The following is an 8,683-nucleotide window of genomic DNA, read 5'->3' as shown; positions in this document are numbered from 1 at the left end:
TTCCCATCCCGAACAGGACCGTGAAACGACTCCACGCCGATGATAGTGCGGATACCCGTGTGAAAGTAGGTAATCGCCAGGCTCTCCCTTGAAACCCCCCAGTACGAAAGTACTGGGGGGTTTTGCTTTTGTGGCTGCGGTTTGTGGCTGCGGTTTTGCGCTGCCGCCACACCCGGCATCCCCGCGTCAGGGTACCGGAGCCTTCCTTCCCCCATATCCTTCTGTTACCGTTTGCCTCAAGCCCCGGCTTGGCCCGGCGTGACGCAATTCGATGCATTGACGCAGTTCGAAAGATTGAAAAAAAGTCCGGGCCGGTGCGTGCCAGCAGGCGCGACCAGGTGGTGGCATCCAGGTTTGGGGGATGAATGGCGGCCAGATTTTGCCTGTTGGCGCTGACCAGCGTGGTAGGTGCGCTTGTTTTGACGGGTTGCAGCACACTCGGAACGGCGTCCACGCCCCCGCTGTCGGGGCCGGGCGCCATGGCTGCGCTCTCGTCGAACGACTGCAGCAGCTTTGCCGCGCACATTGAGCAGTTCAGGTTAGCCGAACCGGCGCAGATGCCGGTGTCCACCGAGAGCGTGACAGCGGGCCTGATCGCAACGAGCCAGGATTCAGCGGAAGCCGATCATGCCAGTGGGCCCAGCGAGCCGGAAGAGCACCCCACGCTGAAGCACCTGCCCTTGTTCTCCGCGACGCCAAGCGGGCTTAGCAAGCCGGCAGGCTGGCAGCCCTGGACCGTCAATCGCAACAAAATTCCCACGCGATATACCCTGACAGAAGTCGAGCAACGCATGGTGTTGCATGCCGAAGCTGACAGTTCGGCATCCGGCCTGTACGTACCACTGGTCGGGCGCGAGCCGGGCATGCTGAACTGGACATGGAAGACGCGCGACGTTATCCGTAGCGCTGACAACTCACTGGCCCCGCGCGAAGACTCGCCGCTGCGCATCTTCGTCGCCTTCGATGGCGACAAAGGCAGCCTCTCCCTAAAGGATCAGTTGATGTACGAAATGGCGCGGCTGACAACCGGGCGCGACATGCCCTATGCCACGCTGATGTACATCTGGGGCGGGCGCAAGCCTGAAGGATCCGTGGTGTCGAATCCGCACACCGAACGTGTGCGGATGATCGTGGTCGACTCCGGTACCCGGCATACCGGCGAATGGCGTTGCCACCGGCGCGACCTGCGCGCCGACTATCGCAAGGCCTTCGGGGCCGATCCCGGCAAGGTGGTGGCGATCGGCCTCATGACCGATACCGACAACACCAGGAGCCGCGCCGAAAGCTGGTACGGCGACATCGCGCTGGACTGACGCGCACTCAAGCCGGCGCGAGCCACTTCTCCGCCAGCTTCACGAAGAAGGTCGAGCCGACCGGTAGGATTTCGTCGTTGAAGTCGTAGCTGGGGTTGTGCAGCATGCAGGGACCAAGGCCGTGGCCGGCTTCGCGGTGCACCCCTTCGCCATTGCCGATGAACAGGTAGCAACCGGGCTTTTCCAGCAACATGAAGGAGAAGTCCTCGGCGCCCATGGTCGGCTCGATCTTGCCGTCGACATTGCCCGCGCCCACCAGCTCGCTCGCCACTTCGACGGCGAACGCGGTTTCTGCTGCGCTGTTGACGGTGGGCGGATAGTTGCGGTGAAACTCGAATTCCACGGTGCAATCGAAGGCGCTCGCAACCGCCTTGGAGACTTCTTCCATGCGGCGCTCGATCAGGTCCAGCACCGGCAGCGTGAAGGTGCGCACGGTGCCACCGATCCAGACCTGGTCCGGCACGATATTGGTGGCATCGCCACCATGGAACTGCGTGACCGAGATCACGGCAGCATCGATCGGGCGCTTGTTGCGGGTAATGATGCCCTGCAGCGCGGACACGATCTGCGCCCCTGTGAAAACCGGGTCGTTGCCGTTGTGCGGCAACGCAGCATGCGCGCCCTTGCCGCGCACGACAATGCGGAATTCATTGCTCGACGCCATCAGCGGGCCGGCGGTGGTGCCGAAGCTGCCGGCCGGCATGCCGGGCCAGTTGTGCATGCCAAACACGGCATCGCACGGGAAGCGCTCGAACAGGCCATCCTTGATCATCTCGCGCGCGCCGCCTCCGCCTTCCTCGGCCGGCTGGAAGATCAGGTTGATGGTGCCATCGAAATTCCGGTGCTCGGCCAGATAGCGTGCCGCACCCAGCAGCATCGCGGTGTGGCCGTCATGGCCGCAGGCATGCATGCGCCCGTCATGCTGAGAGCGGTGGCCGAAGGTGTTGGCCTCCTGCAGCGGCAGGGCATCCATGTCGGCGCGAAGGCCGATGCTGCGCTTGCCGCTGCCATTGCGAATCACGCCGACCAGGCCAGTGGTGCCAAGGCCGCGATGGACCTCGATGCCCCAGGCAGCGAGGTTCTGCGCCACCACGTCGGAAGTTCGTTCCTCCTTGAAGCAAAGCTCCGGATGGGCATGGATGTCGCGTCGGATGCTGCGGATTTCAGGCTGCGCCTGAAGAATTTCGGGGATGAGTGTCATGATGCCAGTTGAGGGCGATGGATACCCCGATCATACGACGCCTTGGTCCAAAGCGCCAAAACAGGCGCCCGGCACGACACTTCCGCCACTTTCACCAGCGCTCCCGCGCGCATCACCGCCAACCAGCGCGGGGGTTTCCCCGCATTGCCCCGCATGGTGCAGTGCTGGAACAGTTCATGCTTGATGTGCTTGCCTGGCAACGTTGTCGCTTGTTGCGTACGTAGCCGCACCAAAATGCGGCGCTTGGCCCGTTTGCCTGCGCTGCCCTTAGTAGTCATTTGCTACATTTCTTCCCTGGAGAATTGCGCGATGTCCCTTCGCACATGCAAGAAGGCATTCGGTGCCATGGTGGTAACCGCGGCCATGAGCTTCGGTTTTGCCAGCCAGGCCCACGCGGTTGATTTCAAGCTGGCCATGAGCTCGCCTCCGACCTCGATGGATCCGCACTTTTACAACCTGTTCTCCAACATCAACGTCTCCGAGCACATGTTCGAGTGCCTGGTGAAGATGGATGCGGACAGCAAGATCATTCCTGGCCTTGCCGAGTCCTGGAAGCTGGTGAACAACCTGACCTGGGAGTTCAAGATCCGCAAGGGCGTGAAGTTCCACGACGGCTCGGAGCTCACCACCGACGATATCGTCTGGTCACTTGAGCGTCCGTCCACCATCCAGAACAGCCCGGGCAAGTTCGACGTCTACACCAAGGCGATCATCAACAAGAAGGTGATCGACAAGTACACCATCCAGCTCACCACCAACACGCCGTACCCGCTGATGCTGAACGACCTGACGTCGATCTTCATCGTGCAGAAGAAGGCCACGCAGGGCCTGACCTCGGACGACTTCGCGCAAGGCAAGGGCATGATCGGCACCGGCCCCTTCAAGTTCGTCAGCTACGCGCGCGACGACCGGGTCGAACTGATGAAGAACCCCGACTACTGGGGCCCCAAGCCCGCCTGGGACAAGGTGACGCTGCGCTTCATCCCGAACCCGGCCACCCGCATGGCGGCGTTGCTGTCCGGGGACGTGCAGGCCATCGAGAACGTGCCGACGCCGGACCTGCCGCAGGTGCGCAAGGATCCGAAGCTGTCCTTCTTCTCCAAGATCTCGCACCGCGTGATCTACCTGTACACCGATGACAAGAAAGACAAGTCGCCTTTTGTCACCACCAAGGAAGGCGCGCCGATGGACAAGAATCCGCTGAAGGATGCGCGCGTGCGCAATGCCATCAGCATGGCCATCAACCGCCAGGGCATCGAGGACCGCCTGATGGAAGGCCTCGCCGAGCCGACCAACAACCTGGTGCCGCCCACGCTGTTCGGCTACAACCCGAACCTGAAGACGGTCAAGTACGACCCGGAAGGCGCCAAGAAGCTGCTGGCCGAGGCGGGCTATCCGAACGGTTTCGGCATTACGCTGCACACGCCGAACAACCGCTACGTCAACGACGAGAAGATCGCCCAGACCATCGCGCAGAACCTGACCCGCATCGGCATTGCGACCAAGGTAGAGGGGATGCCGATGGCAACCTATTCTTCCAAGGGTATCAAGCACGAATTCTCGTTCGGCTTGCTGGGCTGGGGCGCGCAAACCGGCGAAGTGAGCTCGCCGCTGCGCGCGCTGCTGGCGTGCGAGGATCCGAAGAAGGGCTTTGGCACGACCAATTGGGGCGAGTACTGCAATCCCAAGATGGACGTAGTGCTGGAAAAGGCGCTGGCCACCGTGGATGACGGCGAGCGTTCCAAGCTGCTGCAGGAAGCTACCGCGATTGCCATCAACGATGGCGGTATCATCCCGATCCACCAGCAGGTGACCACCTGGGCCACCCAGAAGGGCATCACATATGTGCCGCGTACCGACGAACGGACGTACGCGCACAATTTCAAGCCGCAGTGAAGCGAAGGCCTAAGCAGTCTAAGCAGTAGAGGTTAGAGGTGAGGCCGGGGAGCGCGACCACAACGCCGCGCCCCCCGGGCACTAGATCATCTGCAGGTAAAAGCGGGAAGCGTCCGCGGTCTGGGTGGCCGCTTCCCGGCGAATCATCCCCGGACGGTAGCCGGGCCTAGCCACGAGCCGACTGCCGGTGCAGCCAGGCGGCGCCCACAGGCGCCGTGGCCTGTCATCGGCGAAGGAAAGCTTCCGAACATGCTGGTTTTCATTATTCGGCGCCTGATGCAGAGCGTAGTCGTGCTCTTCGTCATGTCGCTATTGGTTTTCCTGGGCGTCTTTGCCATCGGCAACCCGGTCGATATCCTGATCAATCCTCAGGCCGACCAGGAGGACATCAAGCGCACCATCGCGGCGCTCGGGCTCGACAAGCCCCTCTGGGAACAATACTGGATCTTCCTGCGCAACGCGCTGCACGGGGACCTCGGCACCTCGTTCGCGCACGGCACGCCCGCGCTCAAGCTGATCTTCGAGCGCATGCCGGCCACCATGGAGCTGGCCGTGTGCGCCATCCTGCTGGCCGTGCTGCTCGGCATCCCGCTCGGGCTATGGGCGGGCCTGCGTCCCGGCGGCGTGGCCGGCAAGACCATCATGGGCGTTTCCATCCTCGGCTTCTCGCTGCCCACCTTCTGGGTCGGGCTGATGCTGATCATGGTGTTCGCGGTGCAACTGGGCTGGCTGCCGTCCAACGGGCGCGGTGAAACCACCTCGTTGCTCGGCATCCCCGTCAGCTTCATGACGGCGGATGGCCTGCGCCACCTGCTGCTGCCGGCGGTGACGCTGTCGCTGCTCAATATCGCCATGGTGATCCGTCTCACGCGGGCGGGCACGCAGGAAGCGATGCTGATGGACTACGTCAAGTTCGCGCGGGCCAAGGGCCTGTCCAATACCCGCATCGTCGGCGTGCACGTGCTCAAGAACATCATGATTCCGATCGTCACGGTGATCGCGCTGCAGTTCGGCTCGATCATCGCCTTCGCCATCGTGACCGAATCGATCTTCGCCTGGCCCGGCATGGGCAAGCTGATCATCGATTCCATCCAGTTGCTCGACCGGCCGGTTATCGTGGCCTACCTGATGGTGATCGTGACGCTGTTCATCCTGATCAACCTGCTGGTGGACATCATCTACAGCGTGCTCGATCCGCGCGTGCGTATCGCCGACAACAAGGGCTGAGCTCATGACAACCGCAACCGAAACCACCGCGGCCCCGCCGCCGCTAGCCGAGCAGACCCCGCTGCGGCGCTTCGCCAGCCAGTTTTTCTCGAGCAAGATCGCCGTGACCGGCCTGACCTTGCTGATCATCATCCTGCTGATCGCGCTGTTGGCGCCCTGGCTGTCGCCGCAGAACCCGTATGACCTCGCTACGCTCGATGTGCTCGATGCGCGCATGGCCCCGGGCGAGCAGTCCGGCAGTGGCATGACCTTCCTGCTTGGCTCGGACGAGCAGGGCCGCGACATTCTGTCGGCCGTGATGTACGGCCTGCGCATCAGCATCGGCGTGGGCGTGGTCAGCACCGTGATCGCGCTGCTGCTGGGCGCCACGCTCGGCCTGATCGCCGGTTTCCTCGGCGGCCGCGTCGAGGCCATCATCATGCGCGTGGCCGACCTGCAGCTGTCGTTCCCGCCCATCCTGCTGGCGCTGATCCTGCTGGCATTCCTGCGGCCCGGCATCGGCAATATCGTGATCGCGCTGGTGGCGGTGCAGTGGGCTTACTACGCCCGCACCACCCGCAGCGCGGCGCTGGTGGAGCGGCGCAAGGAATATATCGAGGCCGCCACCTGCCTGGGCCTGCCGCCGGGGCGGATCATGTTCCGCCACCTGCTGCCCAACTGCCTGCCGCCGCTGATCGTGATCGCGGCGCTGCAGGTGGCATCCGCCATCACGTTGGAGGCAACGTTGTCCTTCCTCGGCCTGGGCGTGCCCATTACCGAGCCATCGCTGGGCTCGCTGATCGCCAACGGACAGCAATACATGTTGTCCGGCAAGTACTGGATCAGCTTCTTTCCGGGCATTGCGCTGGTGGTCACCATCGTGGCCATGAACCTGGTCGCCGACCAGCTTCGCGATGTACTCAATCCGCGCCTGCAAACGCAGTAACGCAGCACGACAGGAGCGAATATGAGCAAACCGACCCTAGTGGTGGAAGGCCTCAAAACCCAGTTTTCCACGCGCGGCGGTGTCGCGCGCGCAGTCGACGATGTCTCGTTCTCGGTTGGCCGCGGCGAGATCATGGGCCTGGTGGGTGAGTCCGGATCGGGCAAGTCGATGACCGGCTACTCGATCATGGGCCTGATCGATCCGCCCGGCAAAGTGGTGGATGGCCGCATCGAGCTGACCAGCCGCGACGGCGTCACGCGCGACCTGCGCAACCTCACGCCAGCGCAGATGCGCGATGTGCGCGGCAACCGCATCGCGATGATCTTCCAGGATCCGATGATGACGCTGAACCCGGTCCTGCGCATCGACACGCAGATGATCGAGGCCGTGCTGGCGCATGAGAAGGTCGACAAGGCGGTGGCGCGCGAGCGCTCCCGCAATGCGCTGGCACGCGTCGGGATTCCTTCGCCGGACGAGCGCCTGCGCGCCTATCCCCATCAGTTCTCGGGCGGCATGCGCCAGCGCGTGGCGATTGCCATCGCGCTGCTGAACAAGCCCGACCTGATCATCGCCGACGAGCCCACCACCGCGCTGGACGTAACCATCCAGGGCCAGATCCTGTACGAGATGCAGAAGCTGTGCCGCGAGTCCGGCACCGCGCTGATCTGGATCACCCACGACCTGTCCGTGGTGGCCGGCCTGGCCGATACCGTGTGCGTGATGTACGCAGGCAAGATCGTCGAAGCCGGCGATGTGCGCCAGGTGCTGGAGCGACCCGAGCATCCCTATACGCACGGCCTGATCAGCTCCGCGCCGTCGCGCAACCCGCGTGGCGCGCCGCTGCGGCAGATTCCCGGCATGACGCCGTCGTTGCTGAACCTGCCGGCCGGCTGCGCTTTCCGCGAGCGCTGCGCCTACGCCACCGATGTGTGCAAGACCACGCCGCCACTCGACACCGCGGCAGACGGGCGCCGCCTGCGCTGCTTTCATCCGGTTCTCTCCCAGCAGGAGGCCGCATGAGCGCCGCCGTTGTTGATCCCGCCCTCGCCGCCATGACGACTGATCCCAGCGCCGAACCCACGCCCAACGCGCCCATCCTCGAGTTGCAAGGCGTGTCCAAGCGCTTCGTCAAATCGCTCGACGCCGCAGCCAGGATCGCCAACCTCTTCGGCGCAGGGGCGAAGGAAGAGGTGGTGCATGCGGTCGACCGGGTCGACCTGTCCATTCGCGCGGGCGAGGTGGTGGGCCTCGTCGGCGAGTCTGGCTGTGGCAAGTCCACGCTGGGCCGCATGGCGGTGGGCCTGCATTCGCTGACCGAAGGCTCCCGCCTGTGGCGGGGCGTTGACCTGGACCGCCTGCCGCCGGAAAAGAAGCGCGAGAAGCAGCTGGCGATCCAGATGATCTTCCAGGATCCCTATGCATCGCTGAATCCGCGCCTGCGCGTGATGGATATCGTTGGCGAGGCGCCGGTCGTGCACGGCATGGTGCTGGCCAGCGAGCAGAAGCGCTACGTGGAAGACATGCTGGTGCGCGTGGGGATGGATCCCACCGTGCTGCGCCGCTTTCCGCACCAGTTCTCGGGCGGGCAGCGCGCGCGCATCGGCATTGCGCGGGCGCTGGCGGTCAAGCCGGAATTCCTTGTGTGCGATGAGTCGGTGGCGGCGCTGGATGTCTCGATCCAGGCGCAGGTGCTGAATCTCTTCATGCGCCTGCGACAGGACTTGAACCTGACCTACCTGTTCATCAGCCATGACCTGGGCGTGGTCAAGCACATCAGCGACCGGGTGGTGATCATGTACCTGGGGCGGGTGGTGGAGTCGGCGCCGGCGGAAGATGTCTTCGCCAGCCCCAACCATCCCTACACGCAGGCGCTGCTGGCCGAGGCCCCGAAGCTGGAGGTGGGCAAGAAGACCTTCGTGGCGATCAAAGGCGAGATTCCCTCGCCGCTGAACCCGCCACCGGGTTGCCATTTTCATCCGCGCTGCCCGCATGCGATGCCGCGTTGCCGGGAGGAGCAGCCGCTGTTGAAGGAAATCGCGCCGATGCGGTTTTCGGCTTGCCACCTGAACGACATGGCGTAGGTGCGCTCAGCATCTGGCCCGTCTCATGCGTGCGCGAGAC

General features: G+C 63.8%; 8 protein-coding genes. 6 read left to right on the top strand and 2 right to left on the bottom strand.

All coding sequences use genetic code 11. The features are described from left to right. Positions 1-365: 365 nt before the first annotated feature. Positions 366-1,313, top strand: a complete 948-nt coding sequence (locus AB4061_RS12235) for a DUF3047 domain-containing protein (RefSeq protein WP_441634020.1) — start codon at positions 366-368, stop codon at positions 1,311-1,313. A 7-nt stretch (positions 1,314-1,320) separates the two neighbouring features. Here the strand turns inward: AB4061_RS12235 and AB4061_RS12230 are convergent, their stop codons facing one another. Further along, a complete protein-coding gene (locus AB4061_RS12230) occupies positions 1,321-2,514 on the bottom strand; it encodes a M20 aminoacylase family protein (protein ID WP_441634019.1) in 1,194 nt (397 codons plus the stop codon). Then, on the bottom strand, positions 2,511-2,792 hold the full coding sequence (locus tag AB4061_RS12225; protein WP_441634017.1) for a hypothetical protein: 282 nt from the start codon (positions 2,790-2,792) through the stop codon (positions 2,511-2,513). Before AB4061_RS12225 ends, AB4061_RS12230 begins: the two co-directional genes overlap by 4 nt. Before the next feature lie 31 nt (positions 2,793-2,823). Between AB4061_RS12225 and AB4061_RS12220 the strand changes: the two genes are divergently transcribed. From AB4061_RS12220 to AB4061_RS12200, 5 genes are all read left to right on the top strand, one after another. After that, a complete protein-coding gene (locus AB4061_RS12220; RefSeq protein ID WP_441634015.1) occupies positions 2,824-4,410 on the top strand; it encodes an ABC transporter substrate-binding protein in 1,587 nt (528 codons plus the stop codon). Positions 4,411-4,659: 249 nt separating this feature from the next. Beyond that, positions 4,660-5,637 (top strand): ABC transporter permease, encoded by a 978-nt coding sequence (locus tag AB4061_RS12215; protein ID WP_441634013.1) that lies wholly within the window; start codon positions 4,660-4,662, stop codon positions 5,635-5,637. A 4-nt stretch (positions 5,638-5,641) separates the two neighbouring features. Then, entirely contained in the window at positions 5,642-6,562 is a 921-nt protein-coding gene (locus AB4061_RS12210) for an ABC transporter permease (protein WP_441634011.1), read from the top strand. Between the two features lie 21 nt (positions 6,563-6,583). Continuing rightward, a complete protein-coding gene (locus AB4061_RS12205) occupies positions 6,584-7,582 on the top strand; it encodes an ABC transporter ATP-binding protein (protein WP_441634009.1) in 999 nt (332 codons plus the stop codon). Continuing rightward, positions 7,579-8,643, top strand: coding sequence for an ABC transporter ATP-binding protein (locus tag AB4061_RS12200; protein ID WP_441634007.1), 1,065 nt, complete (start codon positions 7,579-7,581; stop codon positions 8,641-8,643). The genes AB4061_RS12205 and AB4061_RS12200 overlap by 4 nt, the downstream gene beginning before the upstream one ends. Positions 8,644-8,683 lie beyond the last annotated feature (40 nt).

Source organism: Cupriavidus sp. YAF13, from assembly GCF_052113425.1.
Classification (GTDB): Bacteria; Pseudomonadota; Gammaproteobacteria; order Burkholderiales; family Burkholderiaceae; genus Cupriavidus.
This window is presented reverse-complemented; position numbering and strand designations above follow the sequence as displayed.